Origin of the sequence: Mycobacterium sp. VKM Ac-1816D (assembly GCF_000416385.1) — a bacterium.
Classification (GTDB): Bacteria; Actinomycetota; Actinomycetes; order Mycobacteriales; family Mycobacteriaceae; genus Mycobacterium; species Mycobacterium neoaurum_A.
The window spans coordinates 134,480-160,811 of record NZ_AOHQ01000132.1 but is presented as its reverse complement, the minus strand read 5'-3'; the positions used below and the strand labels follow the sequence as shown (position 1 = coordinate 160,811).

The 26,332-nt window shown below is 67.4% G+C and carries 27 protein-coding genes and 1 riboswitch; of the genes, 16 read left to right on the top strand and 11 right to left on the bottom strand.

Translation table 11 applies throughout. The features are described from left to right. Positions 1 to 97: 97 nt before the first annotated feature. Both G154_RS12425 and G154_RS12420 read left to right on the top strand, forming a co-directional pair. A complete protein-coding gene (locus tag G154_RS12425; protein WP_019513310.1) occupies positions 98 to 1,630 on the top strand; it encodes an APC family permease in 1,533 nt (510 codons plus the stop codon). Between the two features lie 16 nt (positions 1,631 to 1,646). Beyond that, positions 1,647 to 2,654, top strand: a complete 1,008-nt coding sequence (locus G154_RS12420; RefSeq protein WP_019513309.1) for an aminotransferase class IV — start codon at positions 1,647 to 1,649, stop codon at positions 2,652 to 2,654. A gap of 25 nt (positions 2,655 to 2,679) precedes the next feature. Here the strand turns inward: G154_RS12420 and G154_RS12415 are convergent, their stop codons facing one another. Continuing rightward, positions 2,680 to 3,540 (bottom strand): SDR family oxidoreductase, encoded by an 861-nt coding sequence (locus tag G154_RS12415; protein ID WP_019513308.1) that lies wholly within the window; start codon positions 3,538 to 3,540, stop codon positions 2,680 to 2,682. A gap of 138 nt (positions 3,541 to 3,678) precedes the next feature. On the opposite strand from G154_RS12415, the gene G154_RS12410 reads away from it, so the two are divergent. Genes G154_RS12410 through G154_RS12400 form a run of 3 tightly spaced genes read left to right on the top strand, consistent with a single transcriptional unit; the run spans position 3,679 to position 5,494 of the window. Further along, positions 3,679 to 4,161, top strand: coding sequence for a GNAT family N-acetyltransferase (locus G154_RS12410; RefSeq protein WP_019513307.1), 483 nt, complete (start codon positions 3,679 to 3,681; stop codon positions 4,159 to 4,161). After that, complete coding sequence (locus G154_RS12405) at positions 4,158 to 5,267, top strand: LLM class flavin-dependent oxidoreductase (protein ID WP_019513306.1); 1,110 nt, start codon at positions 4,158 to 4,160, stop codon at positions 5,265 to 5,267. The genes G154_RS12410 and G154_RS12405 overlap by 4 nt, the downstream gene beginning before the upstream one ends. A 17-nt stretch (positions 5,268 to 5,284) precedes the next feature. After that, complete coding sequence (locus G154_RS12400; RefSeq protein WP_019513305.1) at positions 5,285 to 5,494, top strand: hypothetical protein; 210 nt, start codon at positions 5,285 to 5,287, stop codon at positions 5,492 to 5,494. 19 nt (positions 5,495 to 5,513) lie between these two features. Here the strand turns inward: G154_RS12400 and G154_RS12395 are convergent, their stop codons facing one another. Both G154_RS12395 and G154_RS12390 read right to left on the bottom strand, forming a co-directional pair. Continuing rightward, entirely contained in the window at positions 5,514 to 6,269 is a 756-nt protein-coding gene (locus tag G154_RS12395) for a bifunctional 2-polyprenyl-6-hydroxyphenol methylase/3-demethylubiquinol 3-O-methyltransferase UbiG (RefSeq protein WP_019513304.1), read from the bottom strand. Next, entirely contained in the window at positions 6,266 to 6,997 is a 732-nt protein-coding gene (locus G154_RS12390) for an MBL fold metallo-hydrolase (RefSeq protein ID WP_019513303.1), read from the bottom strand. The genes G154_RS12395 and G154_RS12390 overlap by 4 nt, the downstream gene beginning before the upstream one ends. Before the next feature lie 23 nt (positions 6,998 to 7,020). Between G154_RS12390 and fgd the strand changes: the two genes are divergently transcribed. Next, positions 7,021 to 8,031 (top strand): glucose-6-phosphate dehydrogenase (coenzyme-F420), encoded by a 1,011-nt coding sequence (gene fgd, locus G154_RS12385; RefSeq protein ID WP_019513302.1) that lies wholly within the window; start codon positions 7,021 to 7,023, stop codon positions 8,029 to 8,031. Here the strand turns inward: fgd and G154_RS12380 are convergent. Genes G154_RS12380 through G154_RS12370 form a run of 3 tightly spaced genes read right to left on the bottom strand, consistent with a single transcriptional unit; the run spans position 7,991 to position 10,535 of the window. Beyond that, a complete protein-coding gene (locus tag G154_RS12380) occupies positions 7,991 to 8,758 on the bottom strand; it encodes a GntR family transcriptional regulator (RefSeq protein ID WP_019513301.1) in 768 nt (255 codons plus the stop codon). The genes fgd and G154_RS12380 overlap by 41 nt on opposite strands. 2 nt (positions 8,759 to 8,760) lie before the next feature. After that, on the bottom strand, positions 8,761 to 9,537 hold the full coding sequence (gene fabG, locus G154_RS12375) for a 3-oxoacyl-ACP reductase FabG (protein ID WP_019513300.1): 777 nt from the start codon (positions 9,535 to 9,537) through the stop codon (positions 8,761 to 8,763). Positions 9,538 to 9,545: 8 nt separating this feature from the next. Beyond that, positions 9,546 to 10,535, bottom strand: coding sequence for a phosphotransferase enzyme family protein (locus G154_RS12370; protein WP_019513299.1), 990 nt, complete (start codon positions 10,533 to 10,535; stop codon positions 9,546 to 9,548). A gap of 251 nt (positions 10,536 to 10,786) precedes the next feature. Here G154_RS12370 and G154_RS12365 point away from each other — a divergent pair, with 251 nt between their 5' ends. The 4 genes from G154_RS12365 to G154_RS12350 are packed head-to-tail and all read left to right on the top strand — an operon-like array spanning position 10,787 to position 16,756. Beyond that, positions 10,787 to 12,313, top strand: coding sequence for an APC family permease (locus G154_RS12365; protein ID WP_019513298.1), 1,527 nt, complete (start codon positions 10,787 to 10,789; stop codon positions 12,311 to 12,313). Between the two features lie 8 nt (positions 12,314 to 12,321). Next, positions 12,322 to 13,578 (top strand): aspartate aminotransferase family protein, encoded by a 1,257-nt coding sequence (locus tag G154_RS12360; RefSeq protein WP_019513297.1) that lies wholly within the window; start codon positions 12,322 to 12,324, stop codon positions 13,576 to 13,578. Further along, positions 13,575 to 15,644, top strand: a complete 2,070-nt coding sequence (gene pta, locus G154_RS12355; protein ID WP_019513296.1) for a phosphate acetyltransferase — start codon at positions 13,575 to 13,577, stop codon at positions 15,642 to 15,644. The genes G154_RS12360 and pta overlap by 4 nt, the downstream gene beginning before the upstream one ends. Continuing rightward, entirely contained in the window at positions 15,641 to 16,756 is a 1,116-nt protein-coding gene (locus tag G154_RS12350; protein WP_019513295.1) for an acetate kinase, read from the top strand. Before pta ends, G154_RS12350 begins: the two co-directional genes overlap by 4 nt. Here the strand turns inward: G154_RS12350 and G154_RS12345 are convergent. Genes G154_RS12345 through glnX form a run of 4 tightly spaced genes read right to left on the bottom strand, consistent with a single transcriptional unit; the run spans position 16,692 to position 21,463 of the window. Then, complete coding sequence (locus G154_RS12345; protein WP_036479613.1) at positions 16,692 to 16,928, bottom strand: hypothetical protein; 237 nt, start codon at positions 16,926 to 16,928, stop codon at positions 16,692 to 16,694. The two genes, G154_RS12350 and G154_RS12345, sit on opposite strands and share 65 nt — an antisense overlap. Before the next feature lie 2 nt (positions 16,929 to 16,930). Further along, positions 16,931 to 19,171, bottom strand: a complete 2,241-nt coding sequence (locus tag G154_RS12340; protein WP_019513293.1) for a serine/threonine-protein kinase PknG — start codon at positions 19,169 to 19,171, stop codon at positions 16,931 to 16,933. 16 nt (positions 19,172 to 19,187) lie between these two features. Beyond that, positions 19,188 to 20,144 (bottom strand): glutamate ABC transporter substrate-binding protein, encoded by a 957-nt coding sequence (locus G154_RS12335; protein WP_023985232.1) that lies wholly within the window; start codon positions 20,142 to 20,144, stop codon positions 19,188 to 19,190. Further along, a complete protein-coding gene (gene glnX, locus G154_RS12330; protein ID WP_019513291.1) occupies positions 20,144 to 21,463 on the bottom strand; it encodes a protein kinase G-activating protein GlnX in 1,320 nt (439 codons plus the stop codon). Before glnX ends, G154_RS12335 begins: the two co-directional genes overlap by 1 nt. Before the next feature lie 87 nt (positions 21,464 to 21,550). Between glnX and G154_RS12325 the strand changes: the two genes are divergently transcribed. Continuing rightward, on the top strand, positions 21,551 to 22,030 hold the full coding sequence (locus tag G154_RS12325; protein ID WP_023985233.1) for an NUDIX domain-containing protein: 480 nt from the start codon (positions 21,551 to 21,553) through the stop codon (positions 22,028 to 22,030). On the opposite strand, the gene thiE is transcribed toward G154_RS12325, so the two are convergent. Then, positions 22,020 to 22,679 (bottom strand): thiamine phosphate synthase, encoded by a 660-nt coding sequence (gene thiE / locus G154_RS12320; protein WP_019513289.1) that lies wholly within the window; start codon positions 22,677 to 22,679, stop codon positions 22,020 to 22,022. The genes G154_RS12325 and thiE overlap by 11 nt on opposite strands. 11 nt (positions 22,680 to 22,690) lie before the next feature. Beyond that, positions 22,691 to 22,802, top strand: a riboswitch (TPP riboswitch). On the opposite strand from thiE, the gene thiO reads away from it, so the two are divergent. The 5 genes from thiO to G154_RS12295 all read left to right on the top strand — a co-directional run bounded on the left by thiO (position 22,794) and on the right by G154_RS12295 (position 26,325). After that, the gene (gene thiO, locus G154_RS12315) at positions 22,794 to 23,822 is read left to right on the top strand and encodes a glycine oxidase ThiO (RefSeq protein ID WP_019513288.1); all 1,029 of its coding nucleotides are present in this window, start codon (positions 22,794 to 22,796) and stop codon (positions 23,820 to 23,822) included. (Overlaps the previous riboswitch by 9 nt.) After that, the gene (thiS, locus tag G154_RS12310) at positions 23,819 to 24,016 is read left to right on the top strand and encodes a sulfur carrier protein ThiS (RefSeq protein ID WP_019513287.1); all 198 of its coding nucleotides are present in this window, start codon (positions 23,819 to 23,821) and stop codon (positions 24,014 to 24,016) included. The genes thiO and thiS overlap by 4 nt, the downstream gene beginning before the upstream one ends. Further along, a complete protein-coding gene (locus G154_RS12305) occupies positions 24,009 to 24,767 on the top strand; it encodes a thiazole synthase (protein ID WP_019513286.1) in 759 nt (252 codons plus the stop codon). The genes thiS and G154_RS12305 overlap by 8 nt, the downstream gene beginning before the upstream one ends. Then, the gene (locus tag G154_RS12300) at positions 24,764 to 25,651 is read left to right on the top strand and encodes an ATP-binding cassette domain-containing protein (RefSeq protein WP_019513285.1); all 888 of its coding nucleotides are present in this window, start codon (positions 24,764 to 24,766) and stop codon (positions 25,649 to 25,651) included. The genes G154_RS12305 and G154_RS12300 overlap by 4 nt, the downstream gene beginning before the upstream one ends. Then, positions 25,648 to 26,325, top strand: a complete 678-nt coding sequence (locus G154_RS12295) for an ABC transporter permease (protein ID WP_019513284.1) — start codon at positions 25,648 to 25,650, stop codon at positions 26,323 to 26,325. The genes G154_RS12300 and G154_RS12295 overlap by 4 nt, the downstream gene beginning before the upstream one ends. The last annotated feature ends 7 nt before the right edge of the window (positions 26,326 to 26,332 follow it).

The following is a 26,332-nucleotide window of genomic DNA, read 5'->3' as shown; positions in this document are numbered from 1 at the left end:
CTTATAAGCAGATCAAAACATCGAACTTCCGATGTCCCCCGGATGACGGTTGTCTGACCTGGAGGAGTTCGTCCCCACGTCTTGACCTGGAGTGACTATGACCGACGCAATAGCTCCACCCACTCATTCGGATACCCCTGCCGCCCACAGCTCCGGCAACACGGTCGCCGCGCCCGGCTCCGAAGATGCCAAGCTGGCCGAGCTCGGCTACACCCAGAAGCTCGACCGCTCGGTCGGCACCCTGGCCTCGTTCGCCATCGGCTTCGCCACCATCAGCGCCACCACCGCGGTGTTCACCGGATTCGGCGCGGGCTACTTCACCGCAGGCGCGCCGTTCGTGTGGACGCTGCTGCTGGCCGGTGCGGTGTTCGCGCTGTGGACGTTCATCGCCGCCGACCTGACCGCCAAGCTGCCGCTGGCCGGCTACTCCTATCAGTGGATCAGCCGGATCAACGGGCCGAATCTCGCCTGGTTCACCGGCTTCATCGCGCTGATGGGCTGGGTCTGCGGCATGACCGGCGTCGGCTTCATCCTGTCCGGCTACCTCGGCGGGCTGCTGGGCTGGAGCATGACGCAGACCACCCAGATCCTGCTGGCCATCGCCGTGGTGTTCCTCTGCGTGCTGATCAACATCTACGGTGTCCGCTTCGCCACCATGGTCAACAACATCGGGGTCAGTCTCGAACTCGTCATCACCGTGGGCGCCACCGCCCTGATCGCCGTCATCGCCTTCTCCACACCGGAGAACCACCAGCCCATCTCCACCCTGTTCACCGGCGGCGAATCCGGGGACAAGGACTCCTACATGCTGGCCTGGCTGGCCGCCGCGCTCGGACCGTTCTTCGGTCTTATCGGCGTCGAGTCCGGTGCCGACGTCGCCGAGGAGACCAAGAACGCGCGACGGGTTGTCCCCAAGACGATGTTCTATGCCTTGATCACCTCGATCGTCATCGAGTTCCTGATGTACGTCGTGTATGTGCTGGCCATCAAGGATCCCGCTGCGGTGGAAGCGAATTCGGCCGCACCGATCGAGGAGATCATTACCCAGCAGGCCGGACCGGTCGTCACCAAGGTCGTCGTCGCCATCGCGCTGACCAACATCCTGGCCTGCCTGCTCGCCAACATCCTGGTGGCCACCCGGCTGACCTATTCGATGGCCCGGGACAACATGCTGCCGTTCTCGCACGTCTGGCGCCACGTCTCGCCGAAGAGCAAGGCCCCCACCTATGCCGTCCTCGGGTTGGGTTGTCTGTCAACGGTTCTACTGCTCTCGGCGCTGGTCAACGAGAAGGCCTTCAACTACATCATCGGCATCGCCTCGCTGCTCTTCTTCTTCGTCTACATCCTGCAGACCATCGGCCTGCTCGTCGGCTACAAGCGCGGCACGATCCCCGCGGCCGAGCCGGGCACCTTCGATCTGGGCCTGTTTCGGTTGCCGCTGTACGTCACCGCTCTGGTGGTGTTCCTCGGTGTCGCCGTCGCCCTACTCTTCCTGCCCCAGTTCACCACCAACAAGTGGGTCTTCCTGGGCATCGTCGTGATCGCCGCCATCTGGTGGGCCACCGGATTGAAGTCACGGCTGCGCCGTGGCGACGCCGGTGCCGATTACGCCAAGACCCACAACCTCTAGAAAGGACCGCATCATCATGAGCACAGGAACCTCCAACCTCGTGGCCGTCGAACCGGGAGCCATCCGGGAGGACACCCCGCCGGGGTCGGTGATCCAGTACAGCGATTACGAGCTGGACCACAGCAGCCCGTTCGCCGGCGGCGTCGCCTGGATCGAAGGAGAGTTCCTGCCCGCGGAGGATGCCAAGATCTCCATCTTCGACACCGGCTTCGGGCATTCCGATCTCACCTACACCGTCGCGCATGTGTGGCACGGCAACATCTTCCGGCTGGGGGATCACCTGGACCGACTGCTCGACGGGGCCCGCAAGCTGCGTCTGGACGCCGGTTACACCAAGGACGAGTTGGCCGATATCACCAAACAGTGCGTCGCGATGTCGCAGCTGCGCGAATCCTTCGTCAACCTCACCGTTACCCGGGGCTACGGAAAGCGAAGGGGCGAAAAGGATCTGTCCAAGCTGACCCACCAGGTGTACATCTACGCCATCCCGTATCTGTGGGCGTTCCCCCCGGCCGAGCAGATCTTCGGCACCACCGCCATCGTGCCGCGCCATGTCCGTCGGGCCGGCCGCAACACGGTGGACCCGACCATCAAGAACTATCAGTGGGGCGATCTGACCGCGGCCAGCTTCGAGGCCAAGGACCGCGGGGCCCGCACTGCCATCCTGCTCGACTCGGACAACTGTGTGGCCGAGGGGCCGGGTTTCAACGTCTGCATCGTCAAGGATGGCAAGCTGGCCTCCCCGTCGCGAAATGCGTTGCCGGGCATCACCCGCAAGACTGTTTTCGAACTCGCCGAGCAGATGGGCATCGAGGCCACCCTGCGCGATGTCACCAGCCACGAACTCTACGAGGCCGACGAGCTGATGGCCGTCACCACCGCCGGCGGTGTCACCCCGATCAACTCCCTGGACGGCGAGCCGATCGGCAACGGTGAGCCCGGTGAGATGACGGTCGCCATCCGGGACCGCTTCTGGGCGCTGATGGACGAGCCCGGCCCGCTGATCGAAGCGATCGAATACTGAGATCGGGCCGGGGTCGTCCGCGCTGTTACGAGCCGTCGGAATCGATGACGCCCTGGGCGGCCCTGGCCCGATCCTCGTAGGCCTTGCGCTTGCTCCTGTCGAACTCCAGGAACACGGTGTCCAGGCCCAGTGCCTTGTTCATCGCACGGCGGCCCTTGGGCGGCAGCATCTGCGCGGCCTGCGCGGTGAAGCGCAGCGGGGCGGGAACGGACACGTGGGTCTTGGGCTTGTCCAGCGTCTTGACGATCGCGGCCGCGATGTCCTCGGGCTCGACGGGTTTGATCGCGCCGCCGGACTTGGTGCCCGAGATCAGCTCGGTGTTGGTGAACGGCGGCATGATGACCGAGACGTTGACACCGTGCGGCGCCATCTCGTCGGCCAGCGCGGTGGACAGGCCCACGACGGCGTACTTGGCACCCACGTAGACCACCTGGCCGGGCAGCGGGATCAGGCCCGACAGTGAGGCGATGTTGATGATGTGGCCGCTGCGGCGGCGCACCATGTCCGGCAACGCGAGCTGACAGCCGGTGAGCACACCGTAGACGTTGACCTCCAGTGAGGACCGCACCGACTGCTCGGTCTCCTCGAGGAACGGGCCGACGGGCATCACGCCGGCATTGTTGATCAGCACGTCGATGTGGCCGCCACCGTCGGTGCGGGCCTTGTCGAGGAAGGTCTCGAACGAATCGCGATCGGTGACATCGAGCGGGTAGCCGGACACCTGGCCGAGCTTGGTGAGTTCGACGACGGCCGATTCCTGCAGCGCGACGTCCCGGTCCCCGATGACGACGCGTGCCCCGCGCGCCAGCAAAGCCTTGGCGGTGGCATAACCGATACCGCGAGCGGCGCCGGTGATCGCGATGGTCTTGCCCCTGATGTTGTCCATGGCGGCGAACTTTACACGTGTCAAGTTTTTCGCGGAAGAGGGGTTCGCCAGCCGGTATTTACGATCAGGACGAGCCGATGGCCGCTCCGGAATGCGCGGAGCCGCGCCGCGTTGGACATTCGAGTGATGGCAGGAGCAATGGTGAAGACTCTGCGTTTCGTCCCGGTGCGGCAGACCGACCCACTGGCCGAACCGCTACTGGCCGAACTCGCCGTCGAATACTCCCGGCGCTACGGCGGCACCGAGGCCGGTGTGGCCCGCTGGTTGCGGGCGCACCCGGCCGAGGATTTCGCCGCGCCGCACGGTGCGCTGCTGATCGGGCTGGACGACGGTGTCCCGGTCACCGGCGGGGCGTTCCAGCGCTTCGATGCCGACACCGCCGAACTCAAACGGATCTGGACCGCTCGTGAACACCGCAAGCGCGGCTACGCCAAGGCCCTGCTGGTCGAACTGGAGACGTTGATCGCCCAGCGCGGGTATCGGCGGATCTATCTGACCACCGGCGACCGCCAACCGGAGGCCGAAGCGCTCTACGAATCCAGTGGCTACACCCGCCTGAGCGAGCCGCTACCGAAACAGGGCGAGAGCTATCCGATCGCGTTCGAGAAGGTCCTGGGGTGACCGCCGCGCTGTCGGTGCTCGACCTGGCCCCTATCTCGGCGGGGGACACCGCCGCGGGTGCGCTGCGCAAGACGGTCGATCTGGCCCAGCACGCCGAGCGGTGGGGATATCGCCGGTACTGGGTGGCCGAGCATCACTATGCCGCGGTGGCCAGCGCCTCGCCCGCGGTGCTGATCGGGCAGCTCGCCGCCGCCACCACGACCATCCAGGTCGGCGCGGCCGCGGTGCAGCTGGGCCACACCACCGCGATCGCCGTGGTGGAGAGCTTCGCGACGCTGGATGCCTTCCATCCGGGCCGTATCGACCTCGGCGTCGGACGATCGGGCCAGCGCCGCGCCGAGGCCATTCGGCAGGCACCGCGCCCACCGCGACCGCCCCGGGCGCGCCATGAGGTGGACGGCGTCGTCGTACCGGCACCGTTCGACCTGTCGGTCCAGCTGCGCAATCCGCGGCTCAAGGCGATGTTGGGGACGCTGCAACAACCTGAGGCCGTCACCCCGGACTTCGGCGATCAGGTGGCCGACATCCTGGCGCTGCTGAACGGCACGTATCAAGTCGACGGCTTCGCCGCGCACGCCAGCCCGGGTGCGGGCACCGCGCTGCGGCCGTGGGTCTTCGGCACCAGCAGGGGGCAGAGTGCGCGGGTGGCGGGCAGTCTCGGGCTGCCGTTCGTGGCCGCCTATCACATCGTCCCGGCCACCGCGCTGGAGGCAGTCGAGGCCTACCGCAACGCTTTTCGGCCATCGCAGGTGCTCGCCGAACCCTATGTGGTGGTCTCGGCCGACGTGCTGGCCGCCGACGACAGTGCCCGTGCCCACCGCCTGGCCAGAGGCTTCGACCACTGGGTGTACTCGATCCGGGCCGGCGGCGGCGCGATCCCGTACCCCGACCCGGACACCGTGGGCCCGTTGACCGACGAGCAGCTGGCCGTGGTGGCGGACCGTCTGGACACCCGCTTCGTCGGATCCGCCGACGAGGTCGCCGAGCGGCTTGCCGCGCTGGCGCGGGTCACCGGTGCCGACGAGCTCGTCATCACCTCGGTGGCGTTCGACCACGCCGACCGATTGCGTTCCCATGAGTTGATCGCGACGGCCTGGGCGAGCTGATTTCGTAAGCTGATGCGGTGTCACTGCTCATCGTCGCACTGCTGATGGTGGTGGGCGCCGTCCTGGTGCTGCTGCTGGGGCTGGGCGTGCGCACCCTCGTCGGCCGCCGGGCCGACGTGGCCGACAGCGCCGAACTCGACGAGAAGATCCTGATGCCGACCATCGTGGTGGCCTGCGGTCTGGTCGTCACCGCGGCCTTCGTGGTCGGCTATGACCTCATCGTGTGAGACCTGATCGTGTGAGACCTCACGGTTCGGGTGACGGTGTGCACAACACAGCCAGCGCGTCATTGGTCGCCTGGACGCCGGCGGTGCTGATCAGCGCGGTCAGCCGGGTCCGCAGACGCTCCTGATCGGCCGCGGGCAGCCGCAACACATTGGAGTAGGTGGTGACCATCTCCACCCACTCGGGGCAGGAGTAGTGCGGATGCTCCAGGTACCGGCGACGCTCATGGCTCAGCCCGGCCGCCGCCAGCAGCGGGTCGAGGTCATCGCCCTCGATATCGGCAGAGGGGCGCTGCCAGTCCTCGAGGAGACCCGCATACGCCCGCCCGAGCTGGTCCCGGTCCGGGCTGACGGGCACGATACGGTTCCACAGCAGCGCCAGCCTGCCGCCGGGGGCCAGCAGGGCCCGCACCTTGTGCAGCGCCGGCTGCGGATCCACCCAGTGGAACGACTGCGCGAACACCACCAGATCGAAGGTGCGGCCGCGGGGTTCCCACTCCTGGAACGTCGCCAACTCGACGGACAGCCCCTTACGCCCTGCCACCTCGGCCATCTGCGGATCGGGTTCGACCGCCAGCACGTCGGCGCCTGCCGCGCGTAACTGCGCGCCGGCAATACCTGTCCCGGCACCCACATCGAGCACGCGGATCCCCTGGTACGCAACGAGATCGGCGATCAGCTCGGCGGGGTAGCGGGGCCGGTGGCGGTCGTAACGGGCGGCCGCCGAACCGAACGATTCGGCCCGCTGCCGATCGGCGTGCAGCGGGGTATCGCTCATCGGGCCGCCATCTCGGCCGCCTTGCGGATCGAGCCGCGCCACAGCGGGCCGTGCCCCGGCACCAGTACCTCGCTGTCCAGCAGGCCGAGCGCGGCCAGGCTGCGCAGGCAACCGTCCTGGTCGTGGTTGAAGATCGTCGGCAGCAACTGCGGGCCGTGCCTGCTACTCAACGGGTGCCCGGTGATCAGCGCATCGCCCGCAACCAACACACCGTCCACGACATAGGAACAGTGCCCGCCGGTGTGCCCTGGCGACGGGACCGCCATCGGGGTGCCCGGTAGCGACGCCGCGATGTCCTCGTCGAGGGCGAGCGCGGACGGGATGCCCTCATGGGTCAGCCCGCCCCTGCGGGCCAGCGCCAACGTCCAGGTCAGATAACGCGGCTGCCACGCCCGGGTCAGCACGTCCACCGGGGAAACCTGCTCCAGGTACTGCCGCTGTGCGTGACCGACCTCGGCGGCATGCGTATACACCGGTGTGCCATGGGTTTTCGCGAACCAGATGGCCGAACCCAGATGGTCGACGTGGGCGTGGGTGAGCAGGATCGCCCGGACATCCTCGGGGCCGAAGCCGAGCTCGCGCAGCGAATCCAGAACCTCGTCACGGTGCCCCGGGTAGCCGGCGTCGATCAGCAACACCCCGGATTCATCGGTCACCACCGTCCAATTCACGAGGTCGGTCTCGGCGAGGTGAACGCGTTCGGTGACGGCCGTCAGAACCGGTGCCATGTTGTGAGTGTAGAAACTTATGTATGGCTGAACTGAAACTGGGCTACAAGGCGTCGGCGGAGCAGTTCGCGCCTCGTGAACTCGTCGAACTCGCCGTCGCGGCCGAAGAGCACGGTATGGACAGTGCCACCGTCAGCGACCACTTCCAGCCGTGGCGGCACGAGGGCGGCCACGCCCCGTTCTCGTTGGCGTGGATGACCGCCGTGGGGGAGCGCACCGAGCGGCTGATCCTGGGTACCTCGGTGTTGACCCCGACGTTCCGCTACAACCCGGCCGTCATCGCGCAGGCGTTCGCCACCATGGGTTGTCTGTACCCGAACCGGATCTTCCTCGGTGTCGGCACCGGTGAGGCCCTCAACGAGATCGCCACCGGTTACGAGGGCGAATGGCCCGAGTTCAAGGAGCGCTACGCGCGGCTGCGCGAATCGGTGCGCCTGATGCGCGAGCTGTGGCTCGGTGACCGCGTCGATTTCGAGGGTGAGTACTACAAGACCAAGGGCGCCTCGATCTACGACGTGCCCGAGGGCGGCATCCCGATCTACATCGCCGCGGGCGGGCCGCAGGTCGCCAAGTACGCCGGCCGCGCCGGGGACGGTTTCATCTGCACCTCCGGCAAGGGTGAGGAGCTCTACAAGGAGAAGCTGATCCCGGCCATGCGCGAGGGCGCGGAGGCCGCGGGCAAGAACGCGCAAGACATCGACCGGATGATCGAGATCAAGATCTCCTATGACACCGACCCCGAGGCGGCGCTGGAGAACACCCGGTTCTGGGCGCCGCTGTCGCTGACCGCCGAGCAGAAGCACTCGATCGACGACCCGCTGGAGATGGAGAAGGCTGCCGACGAGCTGCCCATCGAGCAGGTGGCCAAGCGCTGGATCGTCGCGTCGGATCCCGACGAAGCCGTCGCCAAGGTCAAGGACTACGTCGACTGGGGACTGAACCACCTGGTGTTCCACGCCCCCGGCCACGACCAGCGCCGCTTCCTTGAGCTGTTCAAGCGGGATCTGGAACCGCGGCTGCGCAAGCTAGCGTGAGCCCGGTGCTGCTGGTCGCGGTCAGTCGGACGCGGTCGGCGCGGAACAGGTCGTAGGCGTACTCGAACGGCACGCCCGAGGTGGCCCTGGTCACCCGGGTGATGGCCAACAGTGGTTTGCGACTGCCGATGTCGAGGCACTGCGCCTCGCGGGGGCTGGCGCTGACGACCTCGATGGTCTCGGTGGTGCTGGCCGGTGCCAAGCCATAACGGGTCCGGAACAGCTCGTAGAGCGAGCCGCCCAAGGGCTGCTCCAGCAGATCCACGGCATGCGCGGCGACGAAACAGGACTGGTCCACCGACAGCGGCACCCCGTCGGCGTAGCGCAGTCTGCGGATGACGACGACCGGCTCGCCGTCCGGGATCGCCAGCGCGACGGACTCGGCCACGGTCGCCGGTCTGCTGTCGGTCGCCAGCACCTTGGTATGGCTGCTGTGCCCGCCGCTGTGCAACAGCGCGGGCAGACCGGCCTGCTCGGCCGCGTGGCGTTGGACGATATCGGCGCGCACGAAGGTCCCGCCGGCGCGGCCGGTACGCCGTTCCAGGACACCGGCCTGGCTCAGCGGCAGCAGTGCGCTGCGCAGCGTCGCGCGGGACACGTCGAAACGCGCGGCCATCTCACGCTCGGTGCCCAGCCGCGAACCGGGGCGCAGCGCGCCGCTGGACAGCATGGACAGAATCCGGCGGCGCACATCCTCGGCGACCGCTCCCCCCACGGTTTCCTCCATGGTCAGGTGACGATCGCGTCCAGCGATTCGGGTAGCACCTGCCCCCCGTCGACGGCGATGGCCTGCCCGGTGATGTAGGCCGCCTCCCTGGTGGCCAGGAACGCGGCGAGATGTCCGATGTCCTCCGGGGTACCGAGCGCGCCGGCCGGGATGGATCGCGCCATGCTCGCCAGATACTCCTCGCCGTTGTCGAGCAGCCCCTCGGTGAGGATGTTGCCGGGCAGTATCGCGTTGACGGTGATCCCCTTGGGCGCCAATTCGATTGCGGCGGTGCGCATGAAGCCCAGCTGGGCGGCCTTGGTGGCGCCGTAGTGTGACCAGCCCGGGTAACCGGTGATGGGTCCGGTGATCGAGGAGGTGAGGATGATCCGGCCTGCTCCCGAGGCGGTCAGCGCATCCAGACAGGCCTGCACGGCGTAGAACGTGCCGTGGACGTTGACCGCCATGATCTCGGTGAGCTGTTCTTCGGTCATGGTGGCCAGTGGGGCGTCCGGGAAAATTCCGGCGTTGGCGCACAACACATCCAGGCCACCGAACGCATCGATCGCGGCTGCGGCCATCTCGGCACACGATTGCCGGTCGCTGACATCGACACGCACGCCGAGCACCTTGCCCGCGCCAAGTCCGTCCAACGCGGCGACGGCCTCGTCCAAGCCGGCCGCCGTGCGCGCTCCGATCGCCACATTGGCTCCGGCCTTGGCGAACACCGACGCGATTCCGCGGCCTATGCCCTTACTGCCGCCGGTGACCAACACCGAGCGGGACTGCAGGTCGAACATTTCTCTCCTCACCGTAACCAGCTGTGGTCGTTGAGATAGCGCTCGGCGAGCCGGGCGGTACCGAGTGCATAGCCGGGGCCGATCGCGATCGCGGCGTCGGCATCGGCGTGCGAGGCGATCCAGGCGGTGAGCTGGATGCGTCGCAGCATCACGAATGTCGGGATGAGTGCCAGGTGTTCGTCGGCGAGCGTCCGCACCTTCGTGTAACCGCCCAGCCATTCGGTGATGATGCGTTCGGCTTCCGGGGTGTCCTCGATCCAGGAGACCACCGCGCCGAGGTCGGCAAGGTTCCAGCCCCAGCCGGCATCGTCGAAATCGATGACGGTGATACCCGCCGACGGCGCGGCCGGGTCGACCATCAGGTTGGACAACCGCAGGTCGGCGTGGATCAGTCCGAATCTGTCTGCGCCGGTGCCGTATCCGGCAAGTCTTTCGGTGATCTGGTGGGCCGCTCGCTGAATACCTGCCCGGTCCGGCTCGGACAGGCCCGGGGCCGCGCGCCAGTCGCCCCAGCGTGCACCGGGGCCGAGGATATCGTCGAGGTCCCAGCGGAAACGGGTGAAATCGGGCGGGGGAGCCCAGTTCAGCACGTGCTCGTGCATGATCGCGGTCAGCTCGCCGAGCTGGGCGAAGCCGACCGCGTGGGGGACCTCCTCGGCGGTGCACCCCGAGATCAGCGATACGGCGTCGACATGCAGCTCCCGCCCGCCGACCGAGGCGGTGACGACATCCTCGCCGGCGGTCGAGCACACCAGCTCCGGGGTCTGCACCGCGGTGTCGCGGCGCAGCGCGGCCATCCAGGCCAGCTCGGAGCGGATGCCCTGCACGGAGTGATAGCCGGGCCGGTGCACGCGCAGCACGATCGGGTCGTCGTCGCACACCAGGTAGGTCGCGTTCTCGGACAGGCTCAGCAGGCGCAGCGCGGTGTCGGGGGCGCGGCCGTAGGCGGGTAGCGCCGCCCGGGCGAAGTGCTCATGGTCGGCAGGCAATCCCGGCATGCCGACCAGTGTGGCCCAATGGTCGGGTCAAAGCAGACCAAATGGAGGTTTTTAACGCAGTCGTTGCACCATTCCCAGTTTCGAAACCTTGTCGAAACACAGCTGGCTGACAGCTGAATCTCCCAGTTGACCAAGCGATCTGGGGAGGGTAACAATTGCCCGCGTCGTTCTTGTCGAAGGCATCGGTGCCGACGACCCTTCAAAGACCAGACCAAATATCGGTCTGGGAAATGCCCTCAGATTGGGATCCAATGAGTGAGACTATCCAGCGACTCAAGCCGAATGCGGTCGGCTTGGTCGGTGTGCTGTTCATGGCGGTCGCCACGGCGGCCCCCATCACCGCCATGGTCGGCAACGTGCCGATTGCCGTCGGCTTCGGCAACGGCGCCTACGCGCCCGCCGGCTATTTCGTCGCCACCATCGTCTTGACCCTGTTCGCGATCGGCTATGCCGCGATGAGTAAACACATCACCGCCACCGGCGCGTTCTACGGCTACATCTCACACGGCCTCGGGCGCATCGTCGGGCTCGGCGCGGGCTTCTTGACCGCGCTGGCCTACATGGTCTTCGAGGCGTCGCTGATCGGTATCTTCAGCTTCTTCGGCACCGACCTGTTCTCGTCCCTGTTCGGGGTGGACGTGCCCTGGCTGGTGTTCGCGCTGGTGATGCTCGCGATCAACGCGTTGCTCACCTACTTCGATATCAACCTGGCGGCCAAGGTGCTCGGCGTCTTTCTGGTGACCGAGATCGTGATGCTGGCCGCGATGGCGCTGTCGGTGCTGTTCACCGGCGGCGGACCGCAGGGATGGTCATGGGGATCGCTGAACCCGCTCAACGGGTTTCAGAGTCTGTCCGGTGTCGTCGAGGGTTCTGACGGATCCACCATGGCCGTCATCGGATCCGCCGGCGTGGGGCTGTTCTTCGCGTTCTGGTCCTGGGTCGGTTTCGAGTCCAGCGCCATGTACGGCGAGGAGTCGCGCAACCCCAAGAAGATCATCCCGATTGCGGTCGTGAGCTCGGTGATCGGCATCGGCGCCTTCTATGTCATCGTGTCCTGGCTGGCGATCGTCGGCACCGGGCCGGAGAATGCCATTGCGCTGGCGCAAGATTCGGCCACCGCGGGTGACATCTTCTTCAACCCGGTGCATGACAACCTGGGCCAGTGGGCGGTCGACCTGTTCAAGATCCTGCTGATGACCGGGTCGTTCGCCTGCGGAATGGCATTCCACAACTGTGCGGCCCGCTACCTGTACGCCCTCGGCCGTGAGGACGTCATCCCCGGGATGCGCAAGACGCTCGGCGCCACCCACCGCGTCCACGGCTCACCGCATATCGCCGGTTTCGTGCAGACCGGTTTCGCGTTCCTGGTCGTTCTCTTCTTCGAGTTCACCCATCGCGATCCCTACACCGGTCTGTACGGCCTGATGGCCCTGCTGGGTACTACGGCCATCATGATCGTCCAGGCGCTGGCGGCCTTCTCGGTGATCTCGTACTTCCATGTGCACAAGCGGCATCCGGAGACGGCCAACTGGTTCACCACCTTCCTGGCGCCACTGCTCGGCGGCCTCGGGATGGTGTACGTGGTCTACCTGCTGGCCAAGAACGCGTCGTTCGCGGCGGGAGCCGCGGCCACCGACTGGATCTTCGCCGCCATCCCCTGGGTGGTCGGTATCGTGGGCATCGGTGGGGTGTTGCTGGCGCTCTTCCTCAAGTACAAGGATCCACAGCGCTATGCCGAACTGGGCCGTACGGTGCTGGAAGAAGCCCACGAACGCTGACGGGAATCATGTCTTTCTCCAACATCATGGACTCGAACAGCTATCGGGGCGGTCACCTCGGTGACCCCCTGATAGCTGCCCGCGACCGCGTGCTCGGGCCCGCCTACCGGTTGTTCTACGACAACCCGGTGCACCTGGTCCGGGGTCAGGGCACCCGACTCTATGACGCCGACGGCAACTGCTATCTGGATGCCTACAACAACGTGGCCAGTGTCGGGCATTGCCATCCGCACGTGATCGATTCGGTGACAAGGCAATTGGGCACGCTGAACACCCACACACGCTACCTTCACGAAGGTATCGTCGACTATTCGCAGCGGCTGTTGGCGACATTTCCCGACGCGGGATCGGCGGATTCCTATCAGGTCATGTACGCCTGCACCGGATCCGAGGTCAACGATCTGGCCCTGCGGGTCGCCGCCGCCTACACCGGCGCCCGCGGGGTGATCGTCACCACCGAGGCTTATCACGGCAACACCGAGGCGGTGACCGCCATCTCGCCGTCGCTCGGTGGTATCGCTTCGCTGGGGCCCCATGTGCGTGCCGTCGATCCGGATCTCACCGGTGTGGCCGAGGCCATCGCCGACCTGCAGGCATCCGGTTACGGGCTGAGTTCGCTGATCGTCGACACCATCTTCTCCTCCGACGGGATCTACCCGGACCGCAGCGTCCTGCGACCCGCGGTCGAGGCGGTGCACGCCGCCGGCGGCGTCCTGATCGCCGATGAGGTGCAGCCCGGATTCGGTCGCACCGGTGACGGTATGTGGGGATTCGATCGGCACGATGTCGTGCCGGATCTGGTCACCATGGGCAAACCGATGGCCAACGGCATGCCGGTGGCCGCGATGGTGGCCCGCAGTGCGGTGCTCGCACCCTTCGCCGAGAGCGTGCCGTACTTCAACACATTCGGCGGCAACCCGGTGTCCATGGCGGCCGCGGCGGCGGTGCTCGACATCATCGAGGACGAGAAGCTGATCGCCAACGCCGCCACGGTCGGCGAGGCCATGTGCTCGGCGGCCGCGGCGCTGGCGGACCCGCGGATCACCGCGGTGCGCGGTGCCGGGCTGTATGTGGGCGTGGAACTGGTGGACCGGGAGACCGCACGCCGGGTGGTCAACGGTATGCGCGAGCGGCGCGTACTGATCTCGGTCTGTGGGGCGGGTGGGAACGTTCTCAAGATCAGGCCGCCGATGGTGTTCTCGCTCGCCGACGTGGACTGGCTCATTGCCGAACTCGAGCAGGTACTGGCAAGCTTGGCGGAGTGACCGCGCCCGCTGCTTCGGCCATCTATATCGCCTCTCCCGAGGGCGACACCGGAAAATCGACGATCGCGCTGGGAATCCTGCACCGATTGGCGGCCACGGTCGCGCGTGTCGCGGTGTTCCGCCCCATCGCCCGCCAGGGTGACCGCGACTACATCCTCGAGTTGCTGCTGGCGCACACCACGGCCGGGCTGAGCTATGAAGAGTGTGTCGGTGTCGGTTATCAGCAGGTGCACGAGGACCCGGATGCGGCGATCGCCGATATCGTCGAGCGGTTCCACGCTGTCGCCGAGCGGGCCGACGCGGTGGTGATCGTCGGCAGCGACTTCACCGATGTGGCGACGCCGAGCGAACTGAGCATGAATGCGCGTATCGCGGTGAATCTCGGTGCGTCGGTGGTGCTCGCGGTCAAGGCGCAGGATCGTACGCCTGCCGAGGTTGCCCAGGTGGTCGAGCTGTGTCTCGGTGAGCTGGCCGCCCAACACGCCCATACCGCGGCCGTGGTGGTCAACCGGTGCGATCCGACGCAACTGGTCGCCGTCGCCGAGGCGCTCAACGCGCTGGAACCCAAGAGCTATGTGCTGCCGGAGGAACCGCTGCTGGTCGCGCCCTCGGTGGCCGAACTGTGTGCGGCTGTGCACGGCAGGCTCACCGGAGGCGACGAGGAGCTGCTGGGACGCGAGGCGATGGGCGTCCTGGTCGCGGGGATGACGGCCGAGCACGTATTGGAACGGTTACGCGAGGGGATGGCGGTGATCACCCCCGGCGACCGCTCGGATGTGGTGATGGCTGTGATGGGAGCACATGCGGCGGCGGGCTTTCCGTCGCTGGCTTGTGTGGTGCTCAACGGCGGTCTTGCGCTGCATCCCGAGGTGGCCAGACTGGTGGACGGTCTCGGCTCACGACTGCCCATCATCAGTACCGATCTGGGCACCTATGACACCGCGCGTGCGGTGGCCTACACCCGCGGTCGTGTCACGGTGAACACCCAGCGAAAGATCGATACCGCGTTGACGCTGATGGAAGAACATGTCGACACCGCCGATCTGATTGCGCGGCTGTCGATCCCGATTCCCAGCGTGGTGACACCGCAGATGTTCACCTATCAGCTGATCGACCGGGCCCGTGCCGACACCCGGCGGATCGTGCTGCCCGAAGGAGACGACGACCGGATCCTGCGGGCCGCGGGCCGGCTACTGGCCCACCGGGTGGCCGAGCTGACCATCCTCGGTGAGGAGGCGGCGGTGCGGGCCCGGGCGGCCGAGCTGGGGGTGGACATCGCGGCGGCCACCGTGCTCGACCCCAAGTCCAGCGAGTTGTGCGACCAGTTCGCCGAGCAGTACGCCCAGATGCGCAAGCACAAGGGCATAACAGTGGATCAGGCCCGCGAAACCATCCATGACGTCTCGTATTTCGGCACCATGCTGGTGCACAACGATATGGTCGACGGGATGGTCTCCGGTGCGCGGCACACCACCGCGCACACCGTGCGACCGGCATTCGAGATCATCAAGACCTTGCCAGGGGTGTCGACGGTGTCCAGCATCTTCCTGATGTGCCTCGAGGATCGGGTGCTCGCCTACGGTGACTGTGCCATCGTGCCGGATCCGACTGCCGAAGAGCTGGCCGATATCGCCGTTTCATCGGCGCGCACGGCGGCACAGTTCGGCATCGACCCGCGGGTGGCCATGTTGTCGTACTCGACCGGGACATCGGGTACCGGCGCCGACGTCGACAAGGTCCGTGCGGCAACCGAACTGGTGCGCGGGCGCGAGCCCGAGCTGCTTGTCGAGGGACCGATCCAGTACGACGCCGCGGTGGACCCGGCCACCGCGGCGACCAAGATGCCCGATTCGGAGGTGGCCGGCCGGGCCACCGTGCTGATCTTCCCGGATCTCAACACCGGCAACAACACCTACAAGGCCGTGCAACGCAGCGCCGGTGCCATCGCGATAGGCCCGGTCCTGCAAGGGCTCAACAAGCCGGTCAACGACCTGTCTCGTGGTGCGCTGGTCGAAGATATCGTCAACACCGTGGCGATCACCGCGATCCAGGCGGCGAACCGATGACCGCGCCTTCGGTACTCGTCCTCAACAGCGGCTCATCCTCGGTGAAGTACGAACTGGTGGAGCCCGACTCGGGTGTCTCGCTGGCACACGGCATCGTCGAGCGGGTGGTCGATTACGGCGAGGCGCTCAAGCAGGTGTTCGCCGAACTGCCGGACCTGGACGGACTGGTCGCCGTCGGGCATCGAGTGGTGCACGGCGGGAACAGGCTGTACGGGCCGACCCTGCTCGACGATGACACCATCGCCATCATCGAGGAGCTGGCACCGCTTGCGCCGCTGCACAATCCGCCGGCATTGCTCGGTATCGCCGAGGCGCGCAAGGCGTTACCGGACCTGCCGCATATCGCCGTGTTCGACACCGCGTTCTTCCACGATCTGCCCGCCGCCGCGGCCGAGTACGCCATCGACCGTGATATCGCCGAGCGCTGGCACATCCGTCGCTATGGATTTCACGGGACATCGCATCGTTATGTCAGCGAGCAGGCGGCCGCATTCCTGGACCGGCCGATCGGTGAGCTGAATCAGATTGTCCTGCATCTGGGTAACGGAGCCTCGGCATCGGCTGTCCGGGGTGGCCGAGCCGTGGACACCTCCATGGGCCTTACCCCGATGGAGGGTCTGGTGATGGGGACCCGCTCGGGCGATATCGACCCGGGCATCATGTTCTATCTGTGGCGGACGGCGCAGATGAGCGTCGAGGACATCGAGACGATGCTCAACCGTCGCGCTGGCGTGTACGGGCTCGGCGGTGAGACCGACTTCCGGGAACTGCACAAGCGCATCGACGGCGGGGATGAGCAGGCGCGGTTGGCCTATGAGGTCTACATCCACCGGTTGCGCAAGTACATCGGCGGTTATCTCGCGGTGCTCGGTAGCACCGATGTCATCACCTTCACCGCCGGGGTGGGGGAGAACGACGCTGCGGTGCGCCGTGACGCGCTGGCCGGGTTGAACGGGCTGGGCATCGAATTGGACGATGGTCTCAATACTGCGAAAAGCCATGATGCGCGCCGTATCTCGGCCGAGGGTTCACCGGTCCAGGTGCTGGTCATCCCGACAAACGAGGAGCTTGCGATCGCGCGGTCCTGTCTTGCCTTGTGCGACGGTCGGTGATCTCCAGCGCGATCAGCACGTCGGCGGTGGTGATCAACAGACCCCACCAGTACATCCACTTCATATCGTTATTGGGTGTCGCCCCGAAGTAGATCAACAAGAAGATCGGCCCGACGATGCCGTAGACGAAAAGCTGTCCCTGGATCTTCAGATAGGTCGTCAGGGCCGACATCGTCAGAAGGTACTCATCGGACGCACGCTGTTGGCCAGGTCGACCAGGGCGTAGCGATGCTCCTGGGTGGGGGCGACGCGGGCGAGCTGCCGCAGTGCTGCCTCCACCCCGAGCTGCAGACCGTGCTGGGTGAACGGGAACCCCAGGATGTGGTTGGTGCTCGCGGAGTTGTCGGCCAGCCAGTCCATGGCAGTGCCGAGCACCAGCGCGCGGATCTGCAACACCCTGGGTTCGCTGTCCGGCAGCGCCTCCACCCGCCGCGCGGCACTACGGATCTGCTGCTCGGTGACCTCGTTGGTGGAACGGCCGGAAAGCAACGTCACCGAACTGGTCAACCGGGCGGTGGTGAAATGCCGGGAGGTCGGTGGCACCTGGTCGAGCGTGCGCACCGCGTCATCGCGCTCCCCGGCGGCGGACTGGGCGCGGGCCAACCCGAATCCGGCGGAGATCACGCCGTTGTCGGTGCGCCACACGGTCTGATAGAACCGGCGCTCGTCGGAGCTACCTGCCAGCTCCGCGGTGGCCGCCAACGCCAGCTTCGGTGCCAGCTCGCCGGGCAGGGTGTCCAGGACCTCGGTGAAATGTTTTGTGGCCGTGTCGTAGTCGGCGGTCAGCATGGCCGCGACGCCGCGGAACCAGGACAGTCGCCACCGCCAACCGACGCGCTCGGTCAGGTCGTCGAGTTTGCGGGTGGCCTTGGCGACATCGCCGAGATCGAGCAGGGCGCGAGCCTCCATCAGCGGTAGCTCCACCGAATCCGACAGGTCCACCCCTTCGGAGTCCAGCGCGCCGTGGCGGGCCGCGCGCAGTGAGTCCAGGGTCTGCACCGGCTCACTGAGCACGGTCGCGGACAGGATGGGGGCGCCGACATCGGCGGGATCGACGAGTGGGACCTGCAGCGCCTTGACGATCTCGGCGGCGGTCAGCTTCTCCGAGTGCACCTGTCCGTCGAGGTAGACGTCGGTGTGAGCGACCAGCAGATCCACCCCGAATGTCGAGCGCGGTGGGCTGAACACCGTGGACAGGCCGGGGCGGGGCGCCCCGGTGTCCTGGGCCACCACCTCGCGCAACACGCCCATGAGCTGACCGGACATCTCCTCGGCGCTGGCGAATCGGCGCCGCGGATCCGGATCGATGGCGCGGCGCAGCAGTCGGCCGAACGAGTCGTACTTGGCCAGTACCGGATCGTCCTCGGGAAGGCCGTCGACATAGCGGCCCCTGTGGGTGCGCAGGTTCAAGGTGAGCGCGGCCAGCGTGCGCCCGACCGTGTAGATGTCGGTCTGCACCGTCGGTCCGGTGCGGACGATCTCGGGGGCCTGGTAACCGGGTGTGCCGTAGAGGTATCCGAACGAGTTGATCCGCGATACCGCGCCGAGGTCGATCAGCTTGAGCTGCTCCTCGGTGACCATGATGTTCTCCGGCTTGAGATCGTTGTAGACCAATCCGAGGGAATGCAGGTACCCCAGCGCGGGCAGGATCTCCAGCATGTAGGCGATGGCTTGGGCCACCGGCATTTTGACGCCCTTGGCCTGCTTGAGCGAGGTGCCCCCGACATACTCCATCACGATGTAGCCGACCGGCTCACCGTGCTTGTCGTCGTGCTCGACGAAGTTGAAGATCTTGACGATGGCCGGGTGCGTCACCTCGGCAAGGAACTGGCGCTCGGCCATCGCGGTGGCCTGTGCCTCGGCATCCCCGGAATGCACGAGACCCTTGAGCACCACCGGGCGTTCGTTGACGTTGGTGTCGAAGGCGAGGTACACCCAGCCCAGGCCACCGTGGGCGATACAGCCCTTGATCTGGTACTGCCCGACCACCATGTCGCCGGGACTCAGCTGGGGCAGAAACGAATACGGGCTTCCGCAATGCGGGCAGGTGCCCTCGGAGCGGCCAGGGCCCTCGCGGGTGGCCCGGCCGACGCGTTTACCGCAGTTCCAGCAGAATCGTTTGGATTCGGCGACCACCGGATTGCTCATCAGGGCCGTCAACGGGTCGCGTTCGTAGACCCGCGGCACCTCCACCAGTCCGCCGCCCAGCTTGCGGATCGGTGAGCGCGGTCTGGTGAGCACACCCAGCGTGGTCGCCGACGGCTCGGTGGAGGCAGTGGTGGCGCGGTCGGTGTCGTCGAAATCGGGCCGGTAGACGGCCTGCGTGGCCATCGGCCGCACGGTGGCTACCGACTCGTCGTCCAGATCGTCGAGGTCGGCCAGGCTGGCCGGCTGGGTGCCCGGGTCTTCGCTCATCAGCCGATGTCGTTCATCAGTTGTAGTACCTCGCCACCGGCGGGGCGGGTGTGGGGCCGAGCACCGTCAACCATTTGCGGTAGAGCGTGTTCCAGGTACCGTCGCGGCGGATGCGCTCCAGGGTGCCGTTGACGAACCGGACCAACCCCTCGTTGTTCTTGTTGATCCCGATGCCGTAGGGCTCGGAGTTAATGCTCGGCCCGACGATGTGCAGATACGGGTCCTGGCTGACCAGGCCCGCCAGGATGGAGTCGTCGGTGCTGACCGCGTCGACCTGACGCTGTTGCAGCGCGACCAGGCAATCGGCCCAGGTGATCACGTCGACCAGCTCGACCGGTGGCTGGATCTGCTGGACCCGTTTGCGCGAGGTGGTGCCCTTCACGGCGCACACCCGCTTACCGGACAGATCGGCGGCCTGCCGGATGCGCGAATCGCGGGTGGCCAGGATGCGCTGGTTCGCCGAGAGGTACTCGGTGGAGAACGCCACCCGCTCCCTGCGCTCGCAGGTCATGCTCATCGTCTTCACCACGATGTCGACCTGGTTGTTCTCCAGCGCCTCGATGCGGTCGGCCGAGGACAGGATGCGGTATTCCATCTGCGATGGCGTGCCGAAGATGTCGCGGGCCACCTCGCCGGCGATGTCGACGTCGAACCCGGTGATCTCGCCCGTGATCGGATCACGGAACGAGAAGAGATTGCTGCCGATGTCCAGTCCGACGATCAGCCTGCCGCGATTGCGGATGTTCTCGACGGCCTCGTCGGCCTGGGCGCGGTCGGCGAACGGCCGCAGGCTCGCGGTGCGGTCGCAGTCGTCGTTGTCGGGCAGTTCGGGCACCGGCTCCGGTGGAGCGGCCTCCATCCCGGCCGGTGTCGGCGGAGCCAGCGTCAGCTCGGGGATGGGGTCGATCTGGGGGTTCTGCTGGCACCCCGCCAACAGTGCGGCGGTGACGAGCACGCCGGCCAGCCGGGCGATCACCGGTACTCACTCAGCCTCGGCCACAACCCGAGGGTCACCGCGAACGCGGCGATGATCGACAGGCCGGCCGCGCCGACGGTGGTGCCCGAGAGCACCCGGCGGGCGTTGACGATATCGGTGCGCAGTTGGCTGCGGCTCTGCTCGATGGAGCGCGAGAGGGCTTCGTCGAGGGTGCTGAAGGCCGGGCTGGAATCGTCCTCACCGGTCCCGAGAGCCACCTGCGTGGCGGCCTGGTAGTTGCCCACCGAGATGTAGGCGTTGATCCGGTCGTTGGAGGCCCGCCACTTGCGCAGCAGGTCGTCGGCATCGGCGAGGTCGGCCTTGTCGATATCGTTGTCCGCGGCCAGGTAGGCCTTCAGCTGTTCCTGGATGGTCTCGATGCGCTGGTAGTACGACTGCTTGCGGACGTCCTCGTCACCGCGGCGGACCAGGGCCAGGGTTTCGTCGGCACGGGCCTGCTGGGCGGTGATGGCCATCGTGGTGACGGTCTTCAGCGACTGCGCCGCAGTGTTTTTGGCGCTGCGGCTGTCCGCCGTCGAGATGACCAGAGCGGTACCCACCCAGACCACCATAATCAAGACCGCCAAACCGCCGGCCACGAAACCCATGTTGATCCGGCGCCGGGTCCGCTTGCTGAGCCAACGGTTGGCGAACAACCCGAACAGGATGGTGGCGAGCACCACCAGGATGACCGGGGCGGGAATGCGCGTCGACGCGGTCGTCTCGGTGTCCACGCGCGCCGAGGTCGCCTCGTAGAGTCGCTGGGCCTGCGGCAGGATCTCCGACTGCATCAGTGCCGAGGCCTCGGACAGGTATGACGAGCCGACCGGATTGCCTGCCCGGTTGTTGGTCCGGGCCGTCTCGACCAGACCGGTGTAGACCGCCAGTTCGGCGTTGACCCTGCCGAGCAGTTCGACCATCGGCTCGGTGGTCAGACCCGCCGATGCGCGGGTCACCGCGACGGAGGCATCGGTGATCGCCTGTTCGTAGCGCTCCCGCACATCCTGCGGCTCGGCACCGGCGATGAAGGCGGTCGCCGCGGCGGCGTCGGCGACCGAGAGCTTGGTGTAGAGCTGTCCGGCGGCGAAGGCCAGCGGCTCGCTGTGGTCGAGCACCGTGCTCAGTGCTTCCTGGCGGTCGGTGATCGTCGTGGAGGTAGCGAAAGCGCACGCCATCACCAACGCCGACAGCACGATGCCGATGGTCAGGATGCGCCCCGGCGTGGTCCACAGGAACCACCACCGGGGGTGTACGGGGCGCGTCGGCGAACGGGATGCCAGCGGCTCGGTCGACGGGTGCGCCAACTCCACGGTCACGTGTCCGCCAACCTCCTCGGTATTTCTAAGAAGTCTAAGAGACATTGGTGTGACGTGTGGGAATTCGCGTACCCCTATTCTGAACACGTGCGCGGTGACGGTGACGGTTGGGTGTTGTCGGACGGCGGTGCGCACTTCTGGGGCCGGCATGGCGCCGCGGGACTACTGCTGCGCGCACCGGATGCCGATGGCGGATTCGCGGTCCTGCTCCAGCATCGTGCGCCGTGGAGCCATCAGGGCGGGACCTGGGGATTGCCCGGCGGCGCGCGCGACAGCCACGAGACGGTCGAGGAGGCCGCGGTACGCGAAGCGGCCGAAGAGGCCGGCCTGTTGGCGGGGCAGTTGACCGTTCGGGCCACCGTGGTCACCCACGAGGTTCCCGGATGGAGCTACACCACCGTGATCGCCGACGCGGCGGAGCAGCTGCCGACGATCGCCAATCGAGAGAGCGCCGAGCTGCGCTGGGTGGCCGAGGCGCAGGTCGCGACGCTCCCGCTGCATCCCGGCTTCGCGGCCAGTTGGGAGCGGTTGCGCGAGGTCACCGCCGAGCTGCCGCTCAAGCCCTGAGTGCGGCCTTGAGCGCCGTCTTGAGCGTGGAGGCCGCGGCCTGGGGATCCTCGGCCTCGGTGATCGCCCGCACCACCACGATCCGTGTCGCACCGGCGGCGAGCACCTGCGGCAGCCGTTCGGCGTCTATACCGCCGATGGCGAACCACGGTGTGGCCGGCTCGATATCACCGGCCAGCGCGGCAGTGTGGCGCACCAGGTCGAGACCGGGCGCGGGACGGCCGGGTTTGGTCGGTGTCGGCCAGCACGGGCCGACACAGAAGTAGTCGATGAGTCCGGCGTCCGCATCGACGAGAGCTCTGGCCACCTGATCGGTGTCGTGGGTGGACCGGCCGATCAGCGCGTCCGGCGCGATCTCACGGGCAATCGTGAGCGGCAGGTCGTCCTGGCCGAGGTGCAGGACATCGCTGCCCGCCGCCCGCGCGATATCGGCGCGATCGTTGACCGCCAGCAGCGCGCCGTGGCGGCGGGCCGCGTCGGCCAGCACCGCCAGAGCGTCGAGCTCCTGGCGAGCCTCCAACCCCTTGTCCCGCAGCTGGATGATGTCCACCCCGCCGGCCAGCGCCGCGTCGGCGAACTCGGCGAGATCACCGCGTTCGGTGCGGGCGTCGGTGCACAGGTACAGCGAGGCGGAATCGAGTCGGGACACCCGAGTATCCTTTCAGCAGACACGGGAGTCCCGGGAGCGGGGACTGAGAGTGGGCGCGCACCGGCCTTGACCGTCGTACCTGATCCGGGTCATGCCGGCGAAGGGAGAGGAAGAATGGGCAGTACGTCGAGGGCCGGCTCGGTCGGCTCGTTGGGCATCGTGGGCGGTGGCGTCATCGGGCTCGCGGTCGCGCGCCGGGCCGCCTCGGACGGCTGGGATGTGCGGGTGCACCGCACCGAGCAGCGCGGCGCCTCCTGGGTGGCCGGTGGCATGCTCGCCCCGCACAGCGAGGGCTGGCCCGGTGAGGAGGCTCAGCTCGCGATCGGTCTGGAATCGCTGAAGCTGTGGCACAGCGGGTTCCTGGCCGGTCTGCCCGGCGATATCGTCACCGCGCGCCGGTCGTTGGTGGTGGCGGTCGACCGCGCCGATGTCGCCGATCTGCGGACGGTGGCGGACTGGCTGTCCGCCCAAGGGCATCCGGTGACGCCGACCACCACCGCCCGGGACTTCGAACCCCTGCTGGCGCAAGGTATCCGGCACGGCTTCATCGCCGAGACCGAACTGGCGGTGGACAATCGGGCCCTGGTGGCCGCGCTGGAGACGGCCTGCGTCGACGCCGGTGTGCGCTGGGCGCCGCCGGTCACCGATCTCGCCGAGGTCGACGCCGATGTCCGGGTGATCGCCAACGGTATCGACGCGCCGACACTGTGGCCGGGCCTTGCTGTCCGCCCGGTCAAGGGAGAGGTGCTCCGATTGCGTTGGCGCAAGGGCTGTATGCCATTGCCGCAGAGTGTGATTCGTGCCCGGGTGCACGGCAGGCAGGTGTATCTGGTACCGCGTGGTGACGGTGTGGTGGTGGGCGCGACCCAGTACGAACACGGTCGCGACACCACCGTGGTGGTGACCGGGGTGCGTGACCTGCTCGACGACGCGTGCACGGTGCTGCCCGCCCTCGGCGAGTACGAGCTCGCCGAATGCGCGGCAGGTTTGCGTCCCATGACCCCCGACGGCCTGCCGTTGGTGGGTAGGCTCGACGAGCGGACGCTGGTGGCCACCGGCCACGGGCGCAACGGATTTCTGCTGGCACCGTGGACTGCCGAGCGGATCGCCAGGGAACTCGCGGTATTCGGAGGGGCACAATGATTCTGCTGGTCAACGGGGAGGATGCCGACGTTCCCGACGGCACCACCGTCGAGGGGCTGATGAGCCGGCTGGGTTTCCCGGACAAGGGCATCGCCGTGGCGGTCGACTGGGAGGTGCTGCCGCGCTCGTCATGGCACACCGTGCTGGCCGACGGTGCCAGGGTGGAGGTCGTGACGGCGGTGCAGGGTGGCTGACGCGACGCTCAGCATTGCCGGCCGCGAGTTCGGTTCGCGGCTGATCATGGGCACCGGTGGCGCGGCGAACCTGGCGGTGCTCGAAGAGGCGTTGATCGCCTCGGGAACCGAACTGACCACGGTGGCGATGCGCCGGGTGGACGCCGAGACCGGTACCGGAGTGCTGGACCTGCTCAACCGGCTCGGCATCGCGACGCTGCCCAACACCGCGGGTTGTCGCGGCGCCGCCGAGGCGGTGTTGACCGCCCAGCTCGCCCGCGAGGCCCTCGGCACCGACTGGGTGAAGTTGGAGGTCATCGCCGACGAACGCACCCTGCTGCCCGATGCCATCGAATTGGTCAGGGCCGCCGAGCAACTGGTCGACGACGGTTTCATAGTGCTGCCCTACACCAACGACGACCCGGTCCTGGCCCGCCGCCTGGAGGACACCGGCTGCGCGGCGGTCATGCCGTTGGGTTCACCGATCGGCACCGGACTCGGCATCTCCAACCCGCACCACATCGAGATGATCGTCGACGCGGCGAACGTGCCCGTGATCCTGGACGCCGGAATCGGCACGGCCAGCGATGCCGCGCTGGCGATGGAACTGGGCTGTGACGCGGTGTTGCTAGCGACCGCGGTGACCAGGGCGGCCGACCCCGCCACCATGGCGTCGGCGATGGCCTCGGCCGTCACCGCCGGGTATCTGGCCAGGCAGGCCGGCCGGATCCCGAAGCGGTTCTGGGCCCAGGCGTCCAGTCCGGCGCTGTGATCGAACTGGTCGGACTCACCAAAACCTACGGTCGCAGCCGGGCGGTCGACGGGCTGAGCTGCACCATCAAACCGGGTGTGGTGACCGGCTTCCTCGGCCCGAACGGTGCGGGCAAGTCCACCACCATGCGGATGATCGTCGGGCTGGACCGGCCGACGGCGGGCACCGTCACCATCGGCGGACGCCGTTACCGGGACCTGAAACAACCGCTGCGCACCGTCGGTGCCCTGCTGGATGCGCGTCAGGTCTACCCCAACCGCTCGGCGCGCGCCCACCTGAGCTGGCTGGCGGCGACCAACCGGATCCCGCAGGCGCGGGTCGACGAGGTGCTCGAGCAGGTCGGCCTGACCGCGGCCGCCGGCAAGCACGCCGGGTCGTTCTCCCTCGGCATGCTGCAACGGCTCGGGATCGCTGCGGCCCTGCTCGGCGATCCGCAGGTGCTGTTGTTCGACGAGCCGGTCAACGGCCTGGACCCGGAGGGAATCCGGTGGATCAGGACGTTGATGCGTGACTTGGCCGCCGAGGGACGCACGGTGCTGGTGTCGAGCCACCTGCTTGCCGAGATGGCCAACACCGCCGACGAGCTGGTGGTGATCGGCCGGGGCCGGTTGATCACCGCCACCACGATGGCCGATTTCCTGCGCAGGGACGCAGCGGTGCGGGTGCGCAGCCCGCAGCTGGACCGGCTCGCCGCGCTGCTGCCCGAGGCCCGCCGCGATGGCGATGCGCTGCTGGTGCCGGGCAGCACCGAGCAGATCGGTGAGCTGGCGGCCGAACACGGGATCGTGCTGCACGAACTGAGCGCCCGGCAAACCTCACTGGAGGAGGCCTACCTCGGACTGACCGATGATGCGGTGCAGTATCGCGGTGGGGGCCCCTCGTGACCGGCGCGCTCGAGGCGGAGGCCCGCAAACTGGCCACCACCCGGTCGGCGCTGTGGTTGACGCTCTCCGTGGCGGTACTGGCCCTCGGGCTGGCCGCGATGACAAAGGATCCGTTGCTCGGGGTCGCCAACTTCGGGGTGCCGGTGCTGATGATCCTGTCTGCGCTGACCGTCACCGGCGAGTACCGCACGGCCATGATCCGCACCACCTTCCTGGCCACCCCGCGCCGCACCGGCGTGCTCGCCGCCAAAGCCCTTGTCACCGCCGGATTCTCCGCCGTGGTGGCCGCCGCCATGACGGCCGGGTCGATCCTGATCGCGGGGTCGGGTGAGTGGTGCTCGGTGGGCGCGCTCGCGTTGTATGCCGCCGCCGGCGCTGTCCTGGCGGTTGCGGTGGGGGCACTGCTGCGACACACCGCCGCCGCGGTCGCGGTGCTGCTGTTGGTGCCCTTCGTGGTCGAGCCCATGCTCAGCGTCAGCACCGACATCGGGGGCACCGTGGGGCCGCTGCTGCCCTTCGTCAACGCCGCCGCGTTCACCGGCGCATCGATTTTCGGCTTTCTGCACAGCTTTTCGATGTGGTGGGGTCCGCAGGGTTCGGCGCTGTACTTCGGCGGTGTCGCCCTGGGGATCTTCGCGGCGGCCGTCGTCGTGGTCGAGCGCCGGGACCCCTGAGCTACCG